This window comes from Nesterenkonia marinintestina (genome assembly GCF_025420485.1).
Lineage (GTDB): Bacteria > Actinomycetota > Actinomycetes > Actinomycetales > Micrococcaceae > Nesterenkonia > Nesterenkonia marinintestina.
On sequence record NZ_JAOEFD010000005.1, the window covers coordinates 106,331 to 127,855 of the forward strand.

Consider the following 21,525-nt stretch of genomic DNA (forward strand, 5'->3'; position numbering starts at 1 on the left):
CACCGTCACTGCCGCACTCCCGGGAGCTTTGCTATGTCCGAGACCCACGAACCGTCCGAGACGAAGGACGAGGCCCGGCCCAAGGGACCGACGATGGCGGCCACTCGTCGCACAGCGTTCTTCGGTGCCATGTTCCTCATGGCCACCTCGGCCGTGGGACCCGGGTTCATCACGCAGACCTCCGCCTTCACCTATCAGCTCGGTGCGGCGTTCGCGTTCGCCATCCTGATCTCTGTCATCGTGGACATCGCCGTCCAGCTCAACGTCTGGCGCGTCATCGGCGTCTCCGGGATGTACGCCCAGGAGCTGGGCAACCGCATCCTCCCGGGCCTCGGTTGGGCCCTCGCCGTCCTGGTCTTCTTCGGGGGGATCGTCTTCAACGTCGGGAACATCGCCGGCGCCGGCATCGGTCTCAACGCGCTCACCGGCATGGACGCCGCCCTCGGCGGCGGCCTCTCCGTGGTGATCGCGCTGCTGATCTTCCTGTCCAAGAAGGCCGGCGTCGCTCTGGACCGCATCGTCGTGGGCTGCGGCGCCCTGCTGATCCTGCTGATGCTCTACATGGCCGTCACCACCGCTCCCCCGGTGGGCGAGGCCATGCGGGAGACCGTGCTCCCCTCGGAGATCGACTTCTTCGTCATCACCACGCTGATCGGCGGCACCGTGGGCGGGTACATCACCTACGCCGGTGCGCATCGGCTCATCGCCTCCGGCCACACCGGCGTCGATCACGTCAAGCAGATCAGCCAGACGTCGGTGATGGGGATCATCGTCGCCTCGGTGATCCGCTTCCTGCTGTTCCTGGCGATCCTGGGCGTGGTGACCACCGGCGTCTCCCTGGCGGCGGACAACGTCGCCGCGGAGGCCTTCGAGGCCGCGCTGGGCGAGTTCGGCCTGCGCGTGTTCGGCCTGGTGTTCTGGGTCGCGGCCATCACCTCGATCCTCGGCTGCACGTTCACCACGGTGTCCTTCCTGACCACACGGAACACTTCGCCGCGGGTCCGCGCATGGATGCTCGCCGCATTCCTGGTGGTCACCGGCGGCATCTTCCTCTCGCTGGGTCAGGCCCCGCAAACCCTGCTGATCCTGGCCGGCGCGATCAACGGCGCGGTCCTGCCGATCGGCTTCACCGTGATCCTCATCGCCGCGGCGTTCCGGAAGGACCTGCTCGGCGGATACCGCTATCCGAAGTGGCTGCTGATCATCGGCGTCCTGGCCTGGGGACTGACCCTGTACATGGGCGCGGAGTCGCTGACCGGCATCGCCGAGCTGTGGCAGACCGGATGACGGCCGACTCACCGGCCGACCGTTCTCCGGCCGAGGCCCGGGCGGCGTTCCGCTCCGGCCTGCGGGTGCCCACCAGTGGGTACAGCGCCGGATTCGCCCAGGCCAATGTCCTGGCGCTGCCCCGGGAGCTGGCCTTCGACATGCTGCTCTTCGCCCAACGGAACCCGAAGCCCTGTCCGGTGCTGGGGGTCCTCGAGCCGGAGCAGCTCAGCTCGGAGCTGATGGAGGGCGGGGACATCCGTACCGATGTGCCCGCCTACCGGGTCTATCGCCACGGCGAACTGGTGGGCGAGCCCGACGACGTCGTCGACGTGTGGCGGGAGGACCTGGTGACGTTCCTGCTGGGCTGCAGCTTCACCTTCGAGGCTCCGCTGCTGGCCGCCGGAGTCCCGGTCCGACACATCGAGCTCGGACGCAACGTGCCGATGTATCGGACGTCCCGTCGCTGTGCTTCTGCCGGCTCGCTCTCCGGTCCGCTGGTGGTCTCGATGCGACCTATCCCTGCCGACAGGGTCGCCGATGCGGTGCGGATCACCTCCAGGTATCCGGGAGTGCACGGGGCCCCGGTCCACATCGGTCCTCCTGAGCAGCTGGGCATCACAGACCTCGACGCCCCGGACTTCGGCGACGCCGTCGACGTACCCGAGGGGTGGATCCCGGTGTTCTGGGCCTGCGGTGTGACTCCCCAGGCCGCCGTGATGGAGTCACGCCCGGACCTGGCGATCAGCCACTCCCCCGGTCACATGCTCATCACCGATCAGCCGGACCTCGAACTCCAGGTGCCGTAAGACCCCAGACCCGGACCGCGCCACCGGTCACGTGTCATCCGGCTCGTCAGTGCTCTCGTCCTGCAAGGGTTCGCCAGAGCCGATCTCCTGCGATGAGTAGGTCTCCTCCTCCGCGATCTCCGGTGCCGACTTCTTGTACTTCGGAGCTGGGGCGGACCAGACCCGCTGCGGCTGGAGGACACCGATGTAGAAGTCACTGACGGCTTCGATGAACGACGTGATGAACGAATCTTTCGCCCGCGTCGTCTGCGCCGATCCCATCGGCTGGACCTGAGTGACTGTGAAACTCGTGATCTGGGGGAAGTCCGAAGGCAGTACGTGTTTGAGTTCCCCACGGAAGTCAGCGATGGTCGCCGCGTGCGTTCTCCGATTGCCCTTTGCCTCGATGACCAGCTCCTGCCTCTCATCAGGGATGGGCCGCAGGAGCCAGTTCACCCGGGATTGGTTTCTCACCTGCCCCGAGGCGGGGATCGTCGCAAAGGTGTGGATCTGTCGTCCTCGGAGGTCACAGCGCACCTCGAGATCAGCCACCGTGTCGGGCACGCTGATCGTGGCGGACATCGAGCTGTCCCGTTCGATCTCAGCCGCGAGCGCGGCCGCCCTCTCCTGAGGATCGTCTCTCTGGCGACGGGGCAGCTTCGGTGTCACGTCGGCGCCCAGTCGCTGACTCAGTGTGAAACAAGTGAAACGAACCAAACCGTCGAACTTGAGCGCCGTCTCAGCCACGGCATCATCAGTCTTCCTGACGATGCCGTTCCTGATGGAGCTGCGGACCTCGGACCATGCGGACCCCATATCTGAGAACTCGAGGGTGCCGGAGTTATCGTGCTCCAGGTACCGAATCAACTCACTCAGAATCCATGCCTGCTCCGGATCTTCGACTCCGTGGACGTCACGTTCCATGATCGCCAAGGAGATGATACGCGTCCATGAGAAGTGCACAACCGGCGTCGAACGCAGTTTGCGCGCGTTGAGTTTCAACGGGTGCGCTCCGAGCACTGGTGGAATCTCATTCGAGATCGTGATCACCGCGTCGTAGCCCTCGTCGCGAGCGATGTCCATGTACCGCTCGACCTGGTCCGCTTCGAGCTTATTGGACTGAGTCTTCACCTCCACGAGCGCAATCCACGTCTTGTTTCCCCGCTTGACGCGAATCAGTCCATCCGGTCGAGATGTCTGCTTCTTCAGCTTGTCCTCGAAGGCAACCTCAACAAAGGACTCGACGTTCGCCCTGACTCGACCGAGCGGCGCACCACAGGGCTTCAGCACGGCATGCGCGAAGCTCGGCACGACTGTGAGAATCGAAAGGAGTGCCGATGTTGCGTGAATCTCTTGGTCGGTCGTGTTCTTCGTACTCGGTGTTGGAATCAGTCTCGCCTGACGCCACACTTCAGTCATCCCCGATGCTCCCGATTCATCTCGTAAAACTATATACAATTGACCCTACAACATACTCAGGCACTTCGTGCTGCAGATCACCGGGGTCTTTGTCGCGACCGAAGAGAATCATTATCTGATAGATGGACGATCCTGACGGAAATTGCTGCGCGTCCGCTACAGCGTGAGCAGCATATGCCCCAGAGGCGACCCTCCGGCCTAAGAATGGCTTCCTCACGTACACGGGAGGTCGAAATGGGTTCACCGCAGCGGGGATTGGGCCCACTTGGCCTCACCGACTCACTGCAATTGCTGAAGGCCGTGGAGCCCTGCGGCACCTCGGTACTGCGCCCGTGTCGGCCGGTCCCAGCCCACTGAGGTCAGCGTCTCGGCGTCGACGTCGAAGACTTCCACCTGCAGCGGGTGGCAGTGCTCCAGCTGCTCGGCCTCGCTCGCGGCCTCCGGTCCCCACATGTGCAGGGACAGGTCGCCTCCGGGGCAGGTCGACAGTGCACAGAGCAGGTCGATCTCGGCGAAGAACTCGAAGCAGTCCCCCGGCCGCGCCGGACAGGAGTCCATGAAGTACTGGCGGTCCTCGTTGAGCCCGGCCAGCTGGAAGACGTTGAGCACGTCGTGGACGTCGTATTCGGTGAGCCCGTACTCGCGCACGGCCCGCACCAGGTTGGAGTGGCAGTGCCGGTCGAAGTCCTCGCCGGTGAGCATCCGATTCACGTAGGGGTCGCAGCGGGTGCCCAACAGGTCATGGATGACCTCGGCGTCCCGGTGACCGGCCAAGGTGTCGGTGACGACGGTGGCCATCGGGCGCAGGAACGGCAGCGTGGACCAGAACCGGTCGTAGGTCGTCATGGAGGAGCGCTGGAGCTGACGGGTCCGTGCGGCCCAGAACCGCTCACGCGGATCGTGCAGGTTCCACAGGTTCAGGTCCCCGACCTGCGGGCCCTCGACGGAGCTGATCCGCACGATCGAACCGGCCGGCGCCTCCCAGGCCGCACCGGAGCGCACCGGGACGGTCAGCATCGACCGCGGAGTCCGCTCGGCGGAGGCGATGGCGTCGTACCGGCCGGTGTCGACGTCGAGGGCACCCCCTGCCGGAGACCGGTAGGCGGCGGGTCGGGTGTAGCGGCGCGGCCCGGTCTCGCTCATCGTCCCCGATCCTCCAGATGGTCGAGCAGCCGACGTTCGGCTCCGTCGAAGTATGCACTCATGTGCTCGACCACCGCAGGCCGGTGCCCGGCGCGCAGCAGCTCGACGGTGCGCGCATTGGGTTCCACATAGTCCACGTGGAAGGTGCTGATGTCCCGCATCGTGTGGAACAGCAGCCGCATCCGGGCGAGCATCTCCTCCATCGCCCGGGTGACCACGGCGCTGTGCGCCTCCGCGGTGATCCGCCGATGGAAGTCCTGATTGGCCTGGGCCATCTCGGGCGCGTCGCCGATGCGTGCTGCGCGGCGAGCGGATTCGACGATGTCATCCAGCTGCGCCAGCGCCCCCTCGTCGTAGTCGGTGACGCTGACCGTGCCGAGTTCCAGGACCCGACGGGTCCGGTAGATCTCCCGCACGTCCTCCCCCGTGGGCGAATGGACGACGACCCCGCGGTGCGGACGACGGTCGACCAGGCCCTCTGCGGCGAGGAGCTGGAAGGCCGCGCGCAGCGAGTGGCGGGACACGCCGAACTCAGCGGTGAGTCGCGCCTCGGTGAGCTTGGCGCCGGGGGCGAGGTCGCCCTCGGCGATGCGTGCGCGCAGGACCGACGCGGTCCGCTCAGGCACATGCTCGGTCGGGGCGGAGCTGCCCAGAGGACCGGAGACGCCGACGGAGGGCGTCTCGCCCACTGTGCGCTCCGCGGTCATCCGGCTCCTTCAGATCGGTCAGCCGTCACATGATACTACCGAGTGTCTGCCTGGCGGTGAGTGCGTCTCCGGGCGAGAGGCCCTCGCGCCGGAAGGTCCCCGCGGCTTCGGCCCGGACGGTCGTCTCCATCTTCATCGCCTCGACGACGGCGAGCGCATCCCCGGCCGACACCTCAGCCCCGTCCTCAGCCTCCCAGGAGACCAGGGATCCGGCCACCGGCGAGACCACTGCGCCGTCGTCGTCGGAGGTCGTCGGGTCGGCGCCCCCGTCTGTTGCGCCTCCGAAGAGGCTCAGCAGTTGGGCCGGCAGTCCGAGGCTGACCGCGCGACCGTCGATCTCCACGACGGAGCGGCGCATGTCCCGCTCCTGGTGCCGTGCGGCCGCGGCCAAGTGCTCGGATTCGGCGAGCTCGGCGTCGAAATCGGACTCGATCCAACGGGTGTGGACCCGGAAGGACTCGGGGCCGTCGGCGGCGAGGAAGTCCTCAGCCTCGAGCACCGCCCGGTGGAACGGGACGACGGTGGGCAGTCCCTCGATGCGGACCTCGGCCAGCGCGGTGCGTGCTCGACGCAGGGCGGTGGGGCGGTCGGGGGCGGTGACGATGAGCTTGGCGATCATGGAGTCGAAGGCACCGGCGACCTCGTCTCCGGTGCGCACCCCGGTGTCGATGCGGACCCCGGGGCCGGTGGGCGGCTGGAACACCTCGATGGGGCCGGGTGTGGGCAGGAACCCCTGGGAGGGGTCCTCGGCATTGAGCCGGAATTCGATGCTGTGCCCGGCCGGTGCGGGGTCCTCGGTCAGAGTCAGCCGGTGGCCGTCTGCGATGCGCAGCTGCTCGGCGACCAAGTCGGTCCCGGAGGTCTCCTCGGTGACCGGGTGCTCCACCTGCAGGCGGGTGTTGACCTCCAGGAAGCTCAGCACTCCGTCTGGGCTGAGGAGGTACTCGACGGTGCCCGCGCCCACGTAGCCGGCTTCGGCGCAGATCGCGCGGGCGGAGTCCCGCACGGCGCGGTCCTGCTCCTCGGTCAGGAACGGGGCCGGGGCCTCTTCGACGAGCTTCTGGTTGCGCCGCTGCAGCGAGCAGTCGCGCAGCCCGACCACGATCACATTCCCGTGGGTGTCGGCGAGGACCTGGGCCTCCACGTGGCGGGGCCGGTCCAGGTAGCGTTCGACGAAGCACTCGCCCCGGCCGAACGCGGCCTCGGCCTCCCGGACCGCGGAGGTGAAGCCCTCGTCGATCTCGGAGGCCTCGCGGATGACCCGCATTCCGCGGCCGCCTCCCCCGTAGGCGGCCTTCACGGCCACCGGCAGCCCGTGCTCCTCGGCGAAGGCGCGCACCTCCTCGGCCTCGGTGACGGGCCCGTCGGTGCCCGGAGCGAGCGGGGCGCCCACGGCGACGGCGATCTCCCGGGCGGAGACCTTGTTGCCCAGCGATTCGATGGTCTCCGGGCGGGGGCCCACCCAGAGGAGTCCGGCATCGACGACGGCCTGCGCGAAGTCGGCGTTCTCGGAGAGGAAACCGTATCCGGGGTGCACGGCGTCGGCTTCGGTCTCCCGGGCCGCGGCCAGGATCTTCTCGACGTCGAGGTAGGTCTCGTCGGGCCCGGTGCCGTGCAGCGCGACGGCGACGTCGGCGAGCTCCACGTGCATGGATGCGGCGTCCTGGTCGGCGTAGACGGCGACGGTCTCGATCCCGAGTTCTCGTGCGGTGCGGATGACGCGGACCGCGATCTCGGAGCGGTTGGCGATGAGCAGTCTCTTCATGGGCGGTCCTCGGCGGTCCGGGTGCTGGAACTTGAAGTGGGGCGGAGGGTGTCCGGGTCGACGGGGGCCAGTCGGATGAGGTCCCCGGGCGCCAGCTGGGCGGCGTGGTGCATGTCTTCGGCCACGACGACGCCGATCACCGGATACCCGCCGGTCACGGGGTGGTCGTTGAGGAACAGGACGGGGGTGCCGGCCGGCGGCATCTGCAGCGCGCCGCGGACCACCCCCTCGGAGGGCAGCTCGCCGTCGCGGGACCGTTCCAGAGGGCCTCCGTCCTCGTCCGCGGGGGTGAGGCGGATGCCGATGCGGTCGGACTCCTGGGTGGCCTCCCAGCGCTGGTCGGAGAGTCTGCGGACCTCGTCCTCGCCGAACCAGTCGTCGCGGGGTCCGAGCGTGAAGCGCAGGACCACGGCGCCGTCGTCGTCGCGGGCGGCCAGGGTGCTCGGCTCCCCGGTCCCGACCGGGTGCGGGGCCGTCGCCGCAGGCCGCAGGAGGTCCCCGGCGTCCAGGGGTGCGGGTCCGAGTCCGGACATGGTGTCGGTCGAGGTGCTCCCGAGGACGGCCTCTGCGGAGAGTCCGCCGCGCAGGGCGAGCACGGAGCGCAGTCCGGCGGTGGGGGCGCCGAGTTCGAGCCGATCTCCGACGGTGAGCGTGAACGGGGACCGCAGCCGCGGTCGCCTCACGGAGCCGTCCTCCGCGGTCACGGTCAGGGGCGACTCGGCCCCGGCCACGGCGACCACGGCCGTGCCGCGGGCCTGCAGGGTCAGACCGCCGTGGAGGACCTCGAGCACGGGCGCTCCGGGCGCGTTGCCGACGAGCCGGTTGGCCTGCCGCATGGCCGCCTCGTCGGCGACCCCGGCGCGGGAGACCCCGAGGTCGGACAGGCCGGCGCGGCCGAAGTCCTGGATCAGCGTGCGCATCCCGGGGGCCACGACCTCCAGCACGGCGCGGTCGTCCGGTGCGTCCCGCTCTCCCTGCTCGTCCGGACGGTCGGGTTCCTGAGGCGCGTCCGGCGCCTCAGCCGTGTGGGAGGAGGTCAGCGCCTCGGCGCTCACCGCGCGGTAGCGGACCGTGTCTCCGGGCCGGACCAGCGCGGGAGAGTCGCGGGAGACGTCCCACAGTGCGGCACCGGTGCGGCCGATGAGCTGCCAGCCGCCCGGGGACTCCCGCGGGTACACGGCCGAGAACTCGCCGGCCAGCGCCACCGAGCCGGCCGGCACCTGGGTGCGGGGGCTGCTGCGGCGGGGCACCTGGTCCGGGTCCCGGTCCGGCACGCAGTAGGTGAAGCCGGGGGCGAAGCCGCCGAACGCGCCGATCCAGTCACGTGAGGTGTGTCGGTCGATCAGCGCCTCGGCACTCAGCCCCAGGTGCTCGGCGACGTCGTCGAGGTCCTCCCCGTCGTAGACGACCTCGATCTCCACGGTCCGGGCGTCGCCGGCGGAGAAGGCGCCGACGCTGAGCCCGTCCAGGGCCGATTCCGCCGCGCGGGCGGCGGAGCGGGAGTCGAACCGCAGCAGCAGGGTGCGGGCAGCGGCGACCACGTCGATCTGACCGTCGAGGGGGTGTTCGACCAGGTGCTGGTGATGCGCGACGACGTCGGAGAGCGCGTCGAACTCGACCAGCAGGGCGCGCGGGCCGGCGAGCCGCAGATCGGTGGGGCCCGCCGGGGGGGGTTCCAGGGTCATGGACGTCGGGCCCCGGCTCAGGCCGGTCCCTCGACGAAGCTGCGGATCTCGACGCCGTCCGCCTCGAGGGCCCTCCGCACGGCGGCGGCCATGTCCACCGAGCCTTCGGTGTCGCCGTGGACGCAGATCGACTCGGCCTCCATGGGGATGCGGGTGCCGTCGCGGGCGATGATCTCCCGGTCCTGGGCCAGACGCCGCATGTTCTCCACCACGACGTCGACGTCGTGGAGCACCGCATCGGGCTCGCGGCGCGAGACCAGGGTGCCGTCCGGATCGTAGTTCCGATCCGCGAAGGCCTCGGCGACCCCGCGCAGCCCGTTCTCCGCGGAGATCTCGAGGGCCACAGATCCCGGGAGCAGGAGCATCGGCAGCGAGTCGTCGTAGGCGGTGACGGTGTCCACCACGGCGCGGGCGTGGTCCTCGTGCCGGATCATGGAGTGATACAGCGCCCCGTGGGGCTTGACGTAGCTGATCCGACCGCCGACCGATCCGGCCATCGCCTGGAGGGCGCCCAGCTGGTAGAGGACGTCGGCGGCGAGCTCGTCGTAGGAGCAGTCGAGGAAGCGTCGGCCGAAGCCGGCGAGATCCCGGTAGCCGATGTGGGCGCCGACGGCGACGTCGTTCTCCACGGCGAGGCGCGAGGTCTCACGGATCGTGCCGGGGTCGCCGGCGTGGAAGCCGCAGGCGATGTTCGCCGAGGACACGGTGCTCAGGATGGCGGCGTCGTCGCCCATCCTCCAGTTCCCGAAGGACTCTCCGACGTCGGAGTTCATGTCGATCCGTGCCATGGTGCGGCTCCGTCCTGCGTCGTCTCGGCTGTCGTGGAGTGTGAGCCCCATCATGCCTCACCATCTGTGATTGTTCAACAATCTCGGGTCGATGGGGAACGGCGGAGTCCGTGGAAGAATCGACGGCGTGACCGACCCCCACGACGACCCCTCCCCCGCGCGTCCTCCCCTGCTGACGGGTCGGTTCGTCCTCGCCACGGCGGTGAACTTCGGCTTCGCCCTGGTGTTCTACATGCTGATCACCGGGATGGCCGTCTACGCGGCCGAGCAGTTCGGCGCCGGAGACACCGCCGCCGGATTCGCCGCCTCGGCCTTCGTGGTGGGCGCGCTCATCGGGCGCATCCTCTCGGGGAAGTACTCCGAGCACGTCGGGCGACGGCGCTCGATCCTGATCTGCCTGGTGGTCTTCACCGCCGCCTCCGCCCTGTACATGGTCGCCGACTCCTACGGCCTGCTGGTCGCGCTGCGCATCGTCCACGGTGCGGCCTTCGGCTTCGGGCAGACTGCGCTGACCGCCGCCGTGTTTGCAATGATCCCGGCCTCCCGCCGCGGTGAGGGCTCGGGGTACTACACCATGCCGATCGCCCTGGCGCCGGCGATCGGCCCGGCCATCGCGATCCAACTCTCCGCGGCCGTGGGCTTCTGGGCCATGTTCGTCGCGGCCACCGTGTTCTCGGGCCTGGCGCTGCTGGGGGCCCTGTTCCTGCGCCCGCCGGAGGGTGCGCCCACGCCGATGACGTGGCGGCAGCGCCTGGTGCTGCGCCCCCGCGAGATCCTCTACCCGCGGGCCTTCCCGATCGCCCTGGTCATGATGCTGCTGGGTATGGCCTTCGCCTCGGTGATCGCCTTCCTCCACGGTTTCGGGCGTGCGGAGGGCATGCTCGAGGCGGCTTCGGCCTTCTTCCTGGTCTACGCGGTGGCCATGCTCATCGCCCGCATCCTCACCGGACGGATCCAGGACCGCTTCGGGGACAACGCGGCGATGTACCCCTGCCTGGTGCTCTACCTGATCGGCATGGGTCTGCTGACCTGGTCGCCGCATCCGGCGGCGATCATCGCCGCGGGAGTGCTGACCGGATTCGGCTTCGGTTCGCTGCTGCCGGTCCTGCAGGCGGTGGTGGCCACCCAGGCCGGCCGGGGCCAGGTCAGCATCGCCGTCTCGACGTTCTTCATCCTCCTGGACCTCGGATTCGGCGTGGCCCCGCTGCTGCTGGGAGCCCTGGTCGAGGCCTTCGGATACCGGGAGATGTTCGGGGTCTGCACCGCGGTGGTGCTCCTCGCCTCCGGCCTGTACTGGCTGCTGCACGGGCGCTTCGACGTCCGCCAGGGCACACCGCGGCGCCCCCGTGAGGACTGAGACACCCTCCGACACAGCTCTCCCCGCCGCCGGAGGCCGATGCTCCGGGGCGGGGAGAGCTGCGGGACGGGCGTCAGCCGATCAGGCGTCGTCCTCTTCCTCGTCGTCCTCGCCGTCGCCTCCGCCGTCGGTCAGACCGTCGACGTAGTCCTGGTTCTCGTCGATCCACTCGGCGACGATCTCCTCATAGTCGGCGTCCTCCTCGGCCTCGTTGAACATGTCGTTCTCCAGGTCGTAGAGCAGGTCGGGCTCCATCTCGAAGTCCTCCATCCACCCGGCGACGTCAGGGTTGTCGTCGGAGAAGCCCTCACGGCCGAAGGCGCTGATGGTCTCAGCATCGCCGAGGGTGCCCTCCGGGTCCTCGAGGTCCTTGATCGGGTAGGCCTCGTAGGCCCAGTGCGGGTGCCAGAGGGTGACGACGATGTTCTCGTCGTTGTCGGTGGCCGTCTCCAGCTCGGAGAGCATCGCCGGGGTGGAGGAGGTGTTGAACTCCATGTCCTCGAGGCCGTAGGTCGGGATGACCTCGTCCTCCGTCACACCGGTCAGGCCGGCGCCGGACTCGATGCCGACGATGGTGTCGCCGAACTCGTCGGCGCTGTCGGCCAGCTCCTCCAGGGAGTCGATCGGGGCGTCCTCGTTGACTGCGATGGTCAGCTGGGCCTCGTCGTACCAGGGTCCGTAGTCCTCCAGGGTGTCCCCGTAGTCCTCGATGTAGCTCTCGTGGGTGACCGGCTGCCACACGTCGAGGTTGAGGTCGTAGTCACCGCTGGCCAGGCCGGAGAAGACGGGACCGGCCTCCGCCTCCTCGAGGGTGACGTCGTAGCCCTCCACCGTCAGCACGCAGTTCCACAGCTCGGAGACGGCGATGCCCTCCTCCCAGCCGGAGAAGACGCCGATGGTGACTTCGCCCTGGTCGCCGTCGCCGGAGCAGTGCTCCTCCACGGCGTCGGTGCCCGCCTCGTCCCCGTCTCCGCAGGCCGTCAGGGCCAGACCGGCCGCTGACAGGACTGCGGCTGACTTCATGAACGTCGATGTGGTGCGCATGAGTGATTCCCTTCTTAGATGACGCGTCTTCGGTTGTGGCCCGGCGGTGCGGGACCGGCCGGGAACGTGTGTGGGGGCCGGAGTCAGGTGGTCCGCGCCTTGCCGGCGAAGCTGGTGAGCCGGTCGAGGAAGATCGCCAGGATCACCACTGAGACTCCGGCCTCGAAACCGAGGGCGAGGTCGAGTCGGTTGAGTGCGGCCACGACATCGCCGCCGAGGCCGCCCGCCCCGACCATGCCGGCGATGACCACCATGGACAGCGCCAGCATGATGACCTGGTTGATGCCGGCCATGATGGTGGGCAGCGCCAGGGGCAGCTGGATCTGGCGGAGGATCCGCCAGCGGGAGGCGCCGAAGGCTTCGCCGGCCTCGACCACCTCGTGGTCCACTCGACGAATGCCCAACTCGGTGAACCGCACTCCGGGCGCCAGGGCGAAGAGGATGGTGGCGACCATCCCCGGGACCACGCCCACGCGGAAGATGGCCAGCGCCGGGATGAGATAGACCATGGGCGGCATGGTCTGGAGGAAGTCCAGCACCGGGCGGATCAGGGTCGAGAACGTGCGGGACGAGGCCGCGAGGATCCCCAGCGGGACGGAGATGATCACGGCGATGAGGGTGGCCACCACGACCAGGGAGAGGGTGGCCATCGCGTTGTCCCACTGGTTCATGCCGAAGATGAGCAGGAATCCGAGCAGGGTGCCGACGGCGAGCTTCCACGTGCGGACCCACCAGGCCAGAGCTGCGAAGGCGAGGGCTATCGCCCACCACGGCGGAGTGCTCAGGAGCCAGATGAGCGCGTCGTTGGCCTCCAGCATGATGGTGCGGAGCAGACCGAAGAGTCCGCCGAAGACGTCGAGCATCCATGACAGGACCTGCTCGCCCCAGCGTCCGAGGGGGATGCGGAAGTCGTCCATCAGCGTCCTCCCTCCTGGTGGTCGCCGGGCACCGGCGCCGCGTACTCCTCCGGGGTGTTCAGTGAGGCCAGCAGATCCGCGACCCTCACGTATCCCAGCGGCTCCCCGTCCGTGCCGTCGGCGGTGACGGTCAGCGGCCCGTCCGCACGGGAGGCCGCAGGCACGATCTCCTGGAGCGTGGCCCCTTCGGAGACGACGGCCTCGGCGGAGAGTCGGCTCTGCTCCTCCGCGCTGAGCCCGTCGGGGCCGACCATCACCGAGCCGGCGGTGAGCACACGGCCGCGGTCGACGTCGGCGATGAACTGGGCGACGTAGTCGTCGGCCGGGCGGGTGAGGATGTCCTGCGGAGTGCCGATCTGTACGATCCGTCCGTCCTTCATCACGGCGATGCGGTCGCCGATGTACATGGCCTCGTTGAGGTCGTGGGTGATGAAGACGATGGTCTTGCCGAGCTCCCGCTGCAGGGCGATCAGCTGCTGCTGCATCTCCCGACGGATGAGCGGGTCCAGGGCGCTGAAGGCCTCGTCCATCAGGAGGATGTCGGTCTCGGAGGCCAGCGCGCGGGCGAGTCCCACACGCTGCTGCATGCCGCCGGAGAGCTCCCCCGGATAGTGGTCGTGCCACCCGTCGAGGCCGACGCGGTCGAGGACCTCCAGCGCACGTTCCCTCCGCGACCTTGTCTCGACCCCCTGGATCTCCAGGCCGTAGGCCGCGTTCTCCAGGACCGTGCGGTGCGGGAACAGGGCGAAGTGCTGGAACACCATCGCCATATCCTCGGCACGGAGCCGCCGCAGGCGCTTCTTCGACAGCGTGCTGATGTCGCGGCCCTTGACCTCCACTACGCCCTCGGTGGCCGGCTGCAGACCGTTGAGCGTGCGGATCAGGGTCGACTTCCCGGATCCGGAGAGACCCATGACGACGAAGATCTCACCGGGGTGCACGTCGAAGGTGGCGTCGATGACCGCGGCGGTGCCCAGCGCCTTCAGGTCGGCGCGGTCCTCACCGGACCTCACCCGGCGCACGATCTCCTGAGGCCTGCGCCCGAAGGCCTTGAACACGTGTTGGACGCTCAGCGTCGGCGCATCGCCGTCTGGGCTCACCTGGGGACCTTCCTCGGAGTGGACATGGAGACCGTGCGGGAGAACATATTGGACGACGACGCCTCGGCGGCCTCCACACCCGATCGTCGAAGGGGTCGGCCGCGTCACACGAGGAGGAAATCGGTCGTTCCGCTATCAGAGTAGCAAGCCTGACCAGGAAACTCAGGAAAGATGACATCGAATGAAATTAGCGAAATGTGATAGATCGGATGACAGTCGTGCTACGAACTGAGCATCGGGACCGCACCTCGCCATGGGGCGGATCACGGCTGTTCCCACTCGACATCGACGTGATGGCGTCGCTGGTCGGACCGTCGCCGACCCGCTCCGATTCTCGCGGGCTGCGGCGAAGAATCCCTCGGGGATTTCGGACGATCCGCTCATGAGGACACGCCGCAGAGGCCGCTGACGTCGGGCCTCTCGCGCCGGGACGGAGGTCCCATGCGGCGGGTCGGGCCCCGGCTATGATGCGGAGCACCGAACTCGCACCACGCATGAGGGAGCACACGATGGACGAGCCTTCGACCCTACTGACCCTCGGAGGGCTCGCGATCATCGCGGTCACCGTCGGCCTGCTGATGTGGAACAGGTTCTCGCCCATCGTGGTGATGGCCCTGGTCCCGCTGCTGGGCGCCCTGCTGGTCGGCTTCGGCCCGGGCCAGCTCGTGGAGTTCTTCGACTCCGGCGTGGAGCAGGTGATGAGCGTCGTGGTGATGTTCATCTTCGCGATCCTCTTCTTCGGAATACTCTCCGACGCCGGGCTCTTCGACCCGGTGGTGCGGGGGCTGATCCTGCTCACGCGGGGGAAGGTCGTCCTCGTCGCCGTCGGCACCGCGCTGATGGGCGTGGTGGCCCACATCGACGGTGCCGGCGCGACCACGTTCCTCCTCACCATTCCGGCGCTGCTCCCGCTCTATCAGGCGCTGAACATGAGCAGGTACCTGCTCCTGCTGCTGCTCGCGCTCTCCGCCGGAATCATCAACATGGTCCCCTGGGGCGGGCCGCTGGGCCGTGCGGCCAGCGTCACCGGCATCGACCCGGGCGAGCTGTACCGGCCGCTGATCCCGCTGCAGGTCGTGGGCATCGTGCTGATCGTGACCCTGGCGGTGCTGCTGGGCCTGCGGGAGAAGTCCCGGATCGCGAAGAAGGTCGCGGCCGGTGAGGTCGAGGCCTCGGCCGACGTCGACGTGCGTCGGTTCGCCGACGACTTCGCCTCCCGCCAGGTGGAACAGCGCACCGAGATCGCCGCGAAGATGAACAGCTCGCGCCTGGTCTACTGGGCCAACGTCGTGTTGGCGCTGAGCGTCATCGCCGTCATGCTCGCCGACATCCTGCCTCCGGCGATGGCGTTCCTCATCGGCGTCGCGATCGCCCTGCCGCTGAACTTCCGCGGCGCCGACCTCCAGATGGAGAGGGTCCGCGCCCACGCGCCCAACGCGCTGATGATGGGCGCGGTGATCCTCGGCGCGGCGGTCTTCCTCGGCGTGCTCAACGAGTCCGGGATGCTGGAGTCGGTCGCCCTCTCCGCCCTGACGGTCGTACCCGAGGGGCTCGGACCGAACCTGCATCTGGTGATGGCGTCCTTCGGCGTGCCGATGGACCTGCTGACCTCCACCGACGCCTACTACTTCTCCGTGCTGCCGCTGGTGGAGGCCACCTCCTCCCAGTTCGGCGTGGGTACGGCTGAGACCGCGCACGCGATGCTGATCGGCAACATCATCGGCACATTCGTCAGCCCGTTCTCACCGGCCCTGTGGCTCGCGCTCGGCCTCTCCGGGGCGAACCTCGGCACGCACCTGCGCTACTCGTTCTTCATCGTGTGGGGCTTCTCGCTTCTGATGCTGCTGGCCGGCATGGCGCTGGGCCTGTTCAGCATCACGACGTGATCGGAGTCAGCGGCACTGCAGGCGGCCCTGCTCGAGGACCACGTCCTCGGTGGGCACCATGCCCTCGTACTCGTCACCGATGACGAGGTCGACGGTGAAGCCGTCGCGGTCGTCGACGTCGAGGTAGGTCCGCGAGTACTCCTGCTGGAGGGTGTAGGCCTGGCGCAGCCCCCGGTCTCCGGCGCGGATGATCACATCGAAGCCGGTGTCCCCGGCGTAGTCGCTGTCGACCTGGCCGACCCGGTAGCCGCGGTCGGAGAGGTCCTCGGCGACGCCCCCGGCGAGCCCCGGGCGGTTGGTCACGTTGTAGACGTCCACGGTGACCCGGTCGGTGGTGACCGGGGAGAGGGTCACGGTGGGACAGTCCTCTCCGGCGGGGATGTCCTGGGAGAAGATGTCGACCTCGAGGGTCCCGTCGATCATCAGCCAGCTGAGGGCCGTGACGGCCGCTAGGGCCGCCCCCGAACCGAGCCCGACGAGGATCCGACGGCGCAGCGGCGCACGGGATTCGTCGGTCATGCGTCGATTCTAGGGCGTCGCTCGGGCGCCGGGCTCAGGGGATCGCCGGGGTGCAGTGCAGATCCTCGGCGAACATTCCGACGCCGTCGGCCTCGGCCTGCTCCCAGGCCTCCTCGACCTCGGCGAGGAACCGGTCGTTTGGTGGGAAGTGCACCGGAGCTCCGTACCCGTCGCGAGCCATCTGGGCGTTGATGAGGGTGTCCTCGAGGTACACCCCGGCGAGCAGGCGGTCATACCTGTCGGTGCGCTCCTGGTCGAACGCGAGCCGCACCTCATCACCGGGGGCCAGCAGCTCCTCCATCCGTTCGGAGGCCTCGGGGCCGAGGCATTCGGTGGGACGCTCGGGGTGCACGGTCTCCGGAGTGTCGATGTTGAGCAGCCGGACCCGCTCCTGGTCACCCTCGTAGGTGACGACGATGGTGTCTCCGTCGACGACCCTCTCGACGACGGCGTGCTCACCCTCGACGCTCCCCTCGGCGCCGTCCGCGTCGTCGCTGAGGCCGAAGACCTCGATCAGCAGACCGATCAGCAGCACGATGCCGATGAGCAGGGCGATCCACGGCAGCACCGCTCGGTTGGCGCCGCGGGGGCCGCGCCGTCCGGCACGGATGGGCTCCCGGCGCCCGTCCGTGCGTCCCGACCGACTCGTGCCGCCGCCGCTGCCGCGTCGGCGCGTACGGCGCATCCCCTGTCGGGCGATGCTGCGGGCTCCCCGGCGGGCGAAACGACCGAACTGCTGACTGGACATGTCCATGAGTGTAGCCGGGCCCTGTGACGGGCATGCCGCGTCCGCCGGATCCTGTGGACTCAGCCCCAGATCTGCTGCGGGGTCCGATCCGGCGCGGGAGACGGAGTGCCGCGCCGCGCATCGGAGGCGGCCTGGAGTCCGGTCACCGCTCCGGCGAGCACCGCGAGGGCCAGGCGCGGAGCTGGGACGCCGAGGCGGCGCATTCCGGCCTCTGCGGCATGGTCGAGCCGGAACGAGAGGTGCCCTACTGCGAACACCACGGCCGCCGGTCCGGCGGAGACGGCGAACACCCCGCCGGCGGAGGGTCGTTCGCGGCGACCTGCGGACTCGCGCAGGACGACGGACGCGGCGCCGAGGCCCACCAGTATGGGGAGGCCCCACAGCACACCCTCCCGCAGCGGGCGCGGCCATCGGCGCATCGGAACGAGGACCGCAGCTCCGTTGAGCAGGCCGACCGCCGCCCCCGTCGCGCGGGGAGAACGGGCGATCCTGCGGACCAGTGCGCGGACGCTGTCGATCCTGGGGGCGCCGTCGAGCTGCGATGCGGTGTCAGTCATACAGGACCTCTCCGTTGCACGCCGCCTCTGGGTACGTAAGAGCCCCACGTGCACCTGCCAGAGCCCACCTACCCTTGCTACCTTCCGGTCCTGGGGGAGTTCAGCAGGATGGCACCACACGTGGGGCCGCCCTCCATCGTAGTGCCCGAGTCTGAGCTGACGCCAACCGGCCCCGGCCGCGCTCCGTGCCGCGGCCCATGCCCGCCGATGTGCGTTCCCCCGGGATCCTCGGCTAGGATGATATGCGTTCTGATGACGCGGGGCGCTGCGCCGCGTCACCGGGGACAGCCGGGAGGATTCGCCTAGCGGCCTATGGCGCACGCTTGGAACGCGTGTTGGGTTCACGCCCTCGGGGGTTCAAATCCCCCATCCTCCGCCGACATCGATGCCCCGTCGCCGTTCTTCGGCGGCGGGGCATCGTCGTCCTCCGCAGACGGTCGGCTATGCTCGACTCTCCGAACGCGCAGATCACAGACAGAGACCATCGGCGTCCTCCACGACGCCCCGAAGAGGACGGATACGGCCTGATGCCCGAGACGACCTGCTCCGCCGAGACCGCTCCTGAGGCCGCCCCCGAGGCCGCCCCGCACCCGGCAGTCCGCCGCACCGTCGGCGCCCTGACCGCCGGACTGCTCGCCTTCACGCTGACCGCCTGCGAACGCCCCGAGGACTCCGATGAGGACCAGGAGGACCAGCAGTCGGAGGAGACCGAGAGCGCCCAGGACGAGGAGCAGGAGGACGAGCAGGACGCCGAGGAGGCCGCCGGCGGCGACGAGCCGATCGAGGACCAGGACGTCGAGGACCCTGAGGAGGAGGACACCGAGGCCGCGGACGACCCCACGCAGCTCGAGGTGTTCGAGAGCAGCCCCGGGCCGATGTCGTTCGAGGGCGTCGAAGAGGGCGGTGTGACCGGCCCCGAGGCCGACACCTACGCGACCGACGCCCCGGACCCCGCCGCAGACACCGCAGGCTCCAGCTCGGCCGAGTTCCGGGACTCCGTCTACGAAGCTCGCGAGCGCGGGGAGTTCCAGCGCGGCACGGTCAGCGGGGTCTCCGTCGAGGACGAGGAGATGGACAACGGCGTCGAGATCACCCGCGTGATCCGCGACTTCCCGTCGCCGCGGAAGTCCGGCCTGCTGTCCTACGGAGGCGAGATCGTCCTGCTCTTCGTGGAGCCGACCCGTGATTCGGACCGCTACCCGATGATGCACAAGCTGTTCTTCCTCGGCCCCGAGGGCGAGGAGCGACGCAACACCCTGCTGCTGGACTCGGAGATGGAGCGCGCCGACCTGGTGCCCTACGACGGCTCCAGCGAGGATCCCAGCGCCGGGTGGATCGCATTCGTGGTGGAGGAGCGCGCCGACGAGTACGAGCTCGGCATCGTTCGCCCGGAGATCGACGTGCCGGACTCCGACGAGATGCTCGACAAGAAGGTCTGGGAGTTCTCCCTGCGCGCCGAGTGACCCGGCGATAGATCACGATCAGGTCACGATTCGCTTAATTCTCGACTGCAAAGATTGCAATCATCTCAGTCTGCGTGCTCGACTGAATCCGTCACAGCCCACAGGCGCTCCGACGGCGCCGAGCATCACAGGACGGAACGGATCATGCGACAGTCGAACCCCATCTCACAGACCACAGTCGGACCGACCGAGGCCGAGCTGTTCGGCGTCGAGGCCGCGGCCGAACGCTCCCCACGGATCGTCCGGCGTGCGGCCGGGGCCCTCACCATCGGGCTGCTGGCCTTCTCCCTGTCGGCGTGCGACCTGCTCGACGGAGGCGACGGCGCTGACGACGACGACCAGCAGACCAGCGAACCCGAGGACGACGCCGGCGAGGACACTGCCGACGACACCGGCGAGGACGAGTCCTCGGAGGAGGACTCCGACGAGTCGGCCGACGGAGCGACTGATGAGGCGACTGATGAGGCGACCGAGGACTCGGAGGACGAGCCCGCCGAAGAGTCGACCGACGAGCCGACCGACGATCCCACTGATGAGGCGACGGGCGACGAGACGTCCGAGGCCTCCGGCTCGGACACGTTCGAAAGCTCCACCGAGTCGGACTCCTTCGGCGGATCCGAGGACGGCGACGGCGGGTCCTCGGACCAGGCCGAGGACTACGAGACCGATGCGCCGGACCCCCTCTCCGGAAGCTCCGGCACCAGCTCGGCGGACTTCCGCCAGTCGGTCCAGGACGCCCTGGACGAGGGGGATTTCGAGGAGGGTGAGGTCTCCGGCGTCGAGATCTACGACGCGGAGATGGACAACTCCGTGAAGGTCACCAAGGTGATCCGGAACTTCCCCTCCCCCAGCAACGCGTGGCGGCTGCAGAACGGCGGCGAGGCCATCCTCCTCTACGTCGAGCCCGACGTCGGCGGCGAACGGTACACCTCGATCAACAAGCTCTTCTTCCTCGGCCCGATCGGGCAGGAGCAGCGGAACTCGCTGCTGATGGACTCGGAGATGGAGGCCGCCGGGCTGACCCCGTACGACGGCTACGTCGACGACGACCAGCCGGGCTGGGTGGCCTTCGTCGTCGACGACCAGGCCGATGAGTACAACCTCGGGGTCGTCCGCCCGGAGACCGAGATCCTGGGCACCGACGAGACCCTGGACCAGCAGGCCTGGGAGTTCTCGCTCCGGTCCGAGTGAGCTGACCCCACCCTCCATCGAGTCCCCGATCCCCGCGGCGTGTCGGGCCGAGAACGGCCTGAAGTGCGTCGGAGATCGGGGACTCGATGCGTGGGGGACGGAGCTCGTCCCGCGCGTGCGCGTCCGCGCGTACACTCGGAGTCGATGTCCACCCCGCACTCGCACCCCTCGGACACCCCTGCCGTCCCGCCGTCCGATCCGTCGCGCCGCATGCGCTGGATGGACCTGCTGCGCGGGCTCGCCGTCGTGCTCGTGGTCATCATGCACGGAGCGACGATCCCCCTGTCCACCGACTCGGGGTTCCGCGAGTGGGTCGTGGTCAACCAGTACCTCGAACCGGTGCGCATGCCGCTGCTGATGTTCCTCTCCGGCATGCTGCTGCCCCGGGCCCTGAAGAAGTCGTCGGGCGAGTACCTGTGGGGAAAGTTCGCCGCCGTGGGATGGCCGGCTCTGGTGTGGATGGTGCTCTACGGGGTCCTGGTGTTCCGGAACGGTCCCTTCGACGCCGCCTACTGGGCCACCGGGGACTACCTGTGGTTCCTGCTGGCCCTGCTCGGCTGCTACGTGATCGCCCTGATCACTCGGGCCGTCCATCCGGGGGTCACCGCCGCGGTGATGATCACCGTGACCAGCGTGGTCTCTCTGACGATCCTGCCGGACCGGATCCTCTACTACGGCACGTTCTTCTTCCTCGGCGCCTGGCTGGGCCGGTGGGTGCTCGCCTGGTCGCGGCTGCCTCGGGCGGTCCCGCTGCTGCTTCTCGTCCCGGCCGCCGTCCTCTCGCACCTGGCGGTCCAGGACGGCTCGCTGCGCGGAGGGAACTGGCAGGCCGCGGCGATATCCATGGTGTGCCTGGCGCTGGTGATGTGGTTCGCCCCCAAGATCCCCTCGAACGCGCACACGCGGTTCCTGGAGTGGATGGGACGCCACTCCCTGGTCGTCTACGTCGCCCACTTCCCGATCCTGGTGGTCGTCCACCGCACGATGGACAGCCTCGACGCCGACCCGCTGGTCCACGTCACGGTGACCACGCTGTTGGGCCTGGGGCTCACCGTGGGGATGGTGCTTCTGCGCCCGCGGACGCCCTGGCTGTATCAGTTCCCCCGGCGGTGGACCCCGGCCCGGTGGCGCCGGGGGAACCCCTCCACAGGCCCCGATGCACCCGTCAGCGGCAGGCGGTAG

The 21,525-nt window shown here is 69.0% G+C and carries 19 protein-coding genes, 1 tRNA gene and 1 other RNA gene; 8 read left to right on the forward strand and 13 right to left on the reverse strand.

Going from position 1 to position 21,525, the window contains the following annotated elements; genetic code table 11:
• Window positions 1-33 precede the first annotated feature (33 nt).
• Together N7E59_RS05735 and N7E59_RS05740 are read left to right on the forward strand one after the other, a co-directional pair.
• Window positions 34-1,287, forward strand: coding sequence for an NRAMP family divalent metal transporter (locus N7E59_RS05735; protein ID WP_390905013.1), 1,254 nt, complete (start codon window positions 34-36; stop codon window positions 1,285-1,287).
• Window positions 1,284-2,075 (forward strand): putative hydro-lyase, encoded by a 792-nt coding sequence (locus N7E59_RS05740; RefSeq protein WP_261623961.1) that lies wholly within the window; start codon window positions 1,284-1,286, stop codon window positions 2,073-2,075. The genes N7E59_RS05735 and N7E59_RS05740 overlap by 4 nt, the downstream gene beginning before the upstream one ends.
• Before the next feature lie 27 nt (window positions 2,076-2,102).
• On the opposite strand, the gene N7E59_RS05745 is transcribed toward N7E59_RS05740, so the two are convergent.
• The 6 genes from N7E59_RS05745 to N7E59_RS05770 all read right to left on the reverse strand — a co-directional run bounded on the left by N7E59_RS05745 (window position 2,103) and on the right by N7E59_RS05770 (window position 9,561).
• Entirely contained in the window at window positions 2,103-3,473 is a 1,371-nt protein-coding gene (locus tag N7E59_RS05745; protein WP_261623962.1) for a hypothetical protein, read from the reverse strand.
• A 279-nt stretch (window positions 3,474-3,752) separates the two neighbouring features.
• Entirely contained in the window at window positions 3,753-4,616 is an 864-nt protein-coding gene (locus N7E59_RS05750; protein ID WP_261623963.1) for an urea carboxylase-associated family protein, read from the reverse strand.
• The gene (locus tag N7E59_RS05755) at window positions 4,613-5,323 is read right to left on the reverse strand and encodes a GntR family transcriptional regulator (RefSeq protein ID WP_261623964.1); all 711 of its coding nucleotides are present in this window, start codon (window positions 5,321-5,323) and stop codon (window positions 4,613-4,615) included. The genes N7E59_RS05750 and N7E59_RS05755 overlap by 4 nt, the downstream gene beginning before the upstream one ends.
• 25 nt (window positions 5,324-5,348) lie before the next feature.
• Entirely contained in the window at window positions 5,349-7,088 is a 1,740-nt protein-coding gene (locus tag N7E59_RS05760) for an acetyl/propionyl/methylcrotonyl-CoA carboxylase subunit alpha (RefSeq protein ID WP_261623965.1), read from the reverse strand.
• The gene (locus tag N7E59_RS05765) at window positions 7,085-8,773 is read right to left on the reverse strand and encodes a 5-oxoprolinase subunit B/C family protein (RefSeq protein ID WP_261623966.1); all 1,689 of its coding nucleotides are present in this window, start codon (window positions 8,771-8,773) and stop codon (window positions 7,085-7,087) included. Before N7E59_RS05765 ends, N7E59_RS05760 begins: the two co-directional genes overlap by 4 nt.
• A gap of 17 nt (window positions 8,774-8,790) precedes the next feature.
• Complete coding sequence (locus tag N7E59_RS05770) at window positions 8,791-9,561, reverse strand: LamB/YcsF family protein (RefSeq protein ID WP_261623967.1); 771 nt, start codon at window positions 9,559-9,561, stop codon at window positions 8,791-8,793.
• A 127-nt stretch (window positions 9,562-9,688) separates the two neighbouring features.
• Between N7E59_RS05770 and N7E59_RS05775 the strand changes: the two genes are divergently transcribed.
• The gene (locus tag N7E59_RS05775) at window positions 9,689-10,918 is read left to right on the forward strand and encodes an MFS transporter (RefSeq protein WP_261623968.1); all 1,230 of its coding nucleotides are present in this window, start codon (window positions 9,689-9,691) and stop codon (window positions 10,916-10,918) included.
• A gap of 81 nt (window positions 10,919-10,999) precedes the next feature.
• Here the strand turns inward: N7E59_RS05775 and N7E59_RS05780 are convergent, their stop codons facing one another.
• The 3 genes from N7E59_RS05780 to N7E59_RS05790 form a co-directional block, all read right to left on the reverse strand.
• Window positions 11,000-11,962 carry a glycine betaine ABC transporter substrate-binding protein gene (locus N7E59_RS05780; protein WP_261623969.1) on the reverse strand — a complete coding sequence of 321 codons (963 nt, stop codon included), beginning with the start codon at window positions 11,960-11,962 and terminating at the stop codon, window positions 11,000-11,002.
• Window positions 11,963-12,045: 83 nt separating this feature from the next.
• The gene (locus N7E59_RS05785) at window positions 12,046-12,879 is read right to left on the reverse strand and encodes an ABC transporter permease (protein ID WP_261623970.1); all 834 of its coding nucleotides are present in this window, start codon (window positions 12,877-12,879) and stop codon (window positions 12,046-12,048) included.
• A complete protein-coding gene (locus N7E59_RS05790; protein ID WP_261623971.1) occupies window positions 12,879-13,979 on the reverse strand; it encodes a quaternary amine ABC transporter ATP-binding protein in 1,101 nt (366 codons plus the stop codon). Before N7E59_RS05790 ends, N7E59_RS05785 begins: the two co-directional genes overlap by 1 nt.
• Before the next feature lie 509 nt (window positions 13,980-14,488).
• Here N7E59_RS05790 and N7E59_RS05795 point away from each other — a divergent pair.
• Window positions 14,489-15,865, forward strand: a complete 1,377-nt coding sequence (locus tag N7E59_RS05795) for a CitMHS family transporter (protein ID WP_261623972.1) — start codon at window positions 14,489-14,491, stop codon at window positions 15,863-15,865.
• 6 nt (window positions 15,866-15,871) lie between these two features.
• Here N7E59_RS05795 and N7E59_RS05800 read toward each other — a convergent pair whose 3' ends face one another.
• The 4 genes from N7E59_RS05800 to ffs all read right to left on the reverse strand — a co-directional run bounded on the left by N7E59_RS05800 (window position 15,872) and on the right by ffs (window position 17,820).
• Window positions 15,872-16,384, reverse strand: coding sequence for a LytR C-terminal domain-containing protein (locus N7E59_RS05800; protein ID WP_261623973.1), 513 nt, complete (start codon window positions 16,382-16,384; stop codon window positions 15,872-15,874).
• 34 nt (window positions 16,385-16,418) lie between these two features.
• Window positions 16,419-17,132: a thermonuclease family protein gene (locus N7E59_RS05805; protein WP_261623974.1), complete on the reverse strand. Its 714-nt coding sequence runs from the start codon at window positions 17,130-17,132 to the stop codon at window positions 16,419-16,421.
• Between the two features lie 59 nt (window positions 17,133-17,191).
• Window positions 17,192-17,689: a hypothetical protein gene (locus N7E59_RS05810; protein WP_261623975.1), complete on the reverse strand. Its 498-nt coding sequence runs from the start codon at window positions 17,687-17,689 to the stop codon at window positions 17,192-17,194.
• A gap of 34 nt (window positions 17,690-17,723) precedes the next feature.
• Window positions 17,724-17,820, reverse strand: an RNA gene (gene ffs, locus N7E59_RS05815) — signal recognition particle sRNA small type.
• Between the two features lie 160 nt (window positions 17,821-17,980).
• On the opposite strand from ffs, the gene N7E59_RS05820 reads away from it, so the two are divergent.
• The 4 genes from N7E59_RS05820 (at window position 17,981) to N7E59_RS05835 (ending at window position 21,525) form a co-directional block, all read left to right on the forward strand.
• Window positions 17,981-18,065: transfer RNA gene (locus N7E59_RS05820), tRNA-Ser, on the forward strand.
• Window positions 18,066-18,216: 151 nt separating this feature from the next.
• Window positions 18,217-19,152 (forward strand): hypothetical protein, encoded by a 936-nt coding sequence (locus N7E59_RS05825; protein WP_261623976.1) that lies wholly within the window; start codon window positions 18,217-18,219, stop codon window positions 19,150-19,152.
• A gap of 144 nt (window positions 19,153-19,296) precedes the next feature.
• Window positions 19,297-20,343, forward strand: a complete 1,047-nt coding sequence (locus tag N7E59_RS05830) for a hypothetical protein (RefSeq protein ID WP_261623977.1) — start codon at window positions 19,297-19,299, stop codon at window positions 20,341-20,343.
• Window positions 20,344-20,487: 144 nt separating this feature from the next.
• On the forward strand, window positions 20,488-21,525 hold the full coding sequence (locus tag N7E59_RS05835) for an acyltransferase family protein (RefSeq protein ID WP_261623978.1): 1,038 nt from the start codon (window positions 20,488-20,490) through the stop codon (window positions 21,523-21,525).